Source organism: Pseudomonas avellanae BPIC 631 (assembly GCF_000444135.1).
Lineage (GTDB): Bacteria > Pseudomonadota > Gammaproteobacteria > Pseudomonadales > Pseudomonadaceae > Aquipseudomonas > Aquipseudomonas avellanae.
In genome coordinates this window covers 1-1,133 of the sequence record NZ_ATDK01000018.1, presented here as the reverse complement: position 1 = coordinate 1,133, position 1,133 = coordinate 1, and the positions used below count along the sequence as shown (strand labels likewise).

3 protein-coding genes are annotated in these 1,133 nt (G+C 51.9%); all 3 read left to right on the top strand.

All coding sequences use genetic code 11. The features are described 5' to 3' along the window. The first annotated feature begins 24 nt into the window (after positions 1–24). Positions 25–180, top strand: coding sequence for a DUF4113 domain-containing protein (locus tag DW49_RS1000000129200; protein ID WP_237742306.1), 156 nt, complete (start codon positions 25–27; stop codon positions 178–180). Between the two features lie 99 nt (positions 181–279). Continuing rightward, positions 280–600 carry a type II toxin-antitoxin system RelE/ParE family toxin gene (locus DW49_RS0100840; RefSeq protein WP_032616419.1) on the top strand — a complete coding sequence of 107 codons (321 nt, stop codon included), beginning with the start codon at positions 280–282 and terminating at the stop codon, positions 598–600. Continuing rightward, complete coding sequence (locus tag DW49_RS0100835; protein ID WP_024421059.1) at positions 597–1,067, top strand: addiction module antidote protein; 471 nt, start codon at positions 597–599, stop codon at positions 1,065–1,067. The genes DW49_RS0100840 and DW49_RS0100835 overlap by 4 nt, the downstream gene beginning before the upstream one ends. Positions 1,068–1,133 lie beyond the last annotated feature (66 nt).

The window sequence follows — 1,133 nt, the reverse complement described above, 5'->3', positions numbered from 1 at the left end:
GCCGCAGGCTGCCCTGTTCGACTGATGGCTGCTTTGGATTCAATCAACGGCAAGTGGGGTCGTGGGACTTTGCGCACTGGTTCAGTGCCAATGACGCCGAACTGGGGCATGCGGCGTGAGCAGATGAGCCAGAGCTACACGACGCGGCTTGATCAGCTGTGGGTTGTAAAGGCTAAGTAAACACATGCCCAATACAGCTTCAGCTTAGCACGCTTAAAATCCGCTTTCTGAAGCGCACCCTTATCGACAAGTAGTAGCCAGTAGGCTACAATCGAAGCCATGACGGATCTCATCGAAAACACCATAAACACTACACCTGAGTTTGATGATTGGCTTGATGGTGTGAGGAATGCCCAGGGTAAAGCAGCTCTTTTGGCTCGTTTGGATCGAGCCAAAGCAGGCAACTTCGGTGATTGTGAGCCAGTGGGGGATGGTGTCAGTGAAATGCGGGTCTTTGTTGGGCCTGGGTACCGAGCTTACTTCGTTCGCACTGGCGGGACCACTTACCTGATGCTTTCGGGTAGTGACAAAACGGACCAAAAACGCGGGATCAAGGAAGCAAAAGCGATCCTTGATGCCCTTACGGGGAAAACGAAATGACTGAAGCCAAATTCAACCCCAAGGATATGCCTATCCTCGAACTGAACACATCCGGTACCAGCCGTTATGAAGCTTCGCGCTTTCTCGACAACCCGGAAGCGATCAGCGCTTACCTTGCAGAAAGCATGAAGGAAAACGACCCGGAATTGCTCATGCGGGCGCTTTCTGAAGTCGCAAAAGCGCAAGGCGTTAACAAGGTTGCCAAGGACGCTGGAGTCAATCGGGAAAGCCTTTATAAAACGTTCAAAGGTGGCGTTAAAACACGATACGACACCATTAGAAAGCTGATGGAGGCTGTAGGGGTAGAGCTTACCGTGCAGCCTATTGCCTCAAAAGCTGCGGCGGTTAGCTGGTCAGTTGCGCAGCCGCGCAAAGCATCTAAAGCAGCGGCTGCTAAGCCTGACGGTAGGCCAACCGCTAAGGCAGCAACCAAGCCAAGAGCGACTACAAGACATGTTGGCGCATGATTTTCAAAATATTAAAAGAAAAGGACAACGCTCCATGAGTGATAACCCCTATGCCGACTGGCCGTT